Below are 236 nucleotides of genomic sequence, written 5' to 3' on the forward strand. Positions count from 1 at the left end.
GAAATGTAATTCTAAATCTATGGGCTTCGTTTCTTAAATACTGTGTAAGTTTTAACGTTTCCGATTCTTTATCTAAATACAAAGGTATTGGATCTCCAGGATAATAAATTTCTTCCAAACGTTTTGCAATACCACTAATGGCAATTTTACCACGCAAACCTAACCTTTCTAACACTTTTAAACCAGATGAAAGTTGTCCTTTACCTCCATCTACAATAATTAATTGAGGTAAAGGT

Annotated in this window: 1 pseudogene; it reads right to left on the reverse strand. The window is 32.2% G+C overall.

Annotation, left to right across the window (positions count from 1 at the left end):
- Positions 1-236 (reverse strand): annotated as a pseudogene (locus tag ACY2RW_RS16390) (excinuclease ABC subunit UvrC); the annotation flags it as partial.

This window comes from Polaribacter sp. 2305UL8-11 (genome assembly GCF_058147165.1).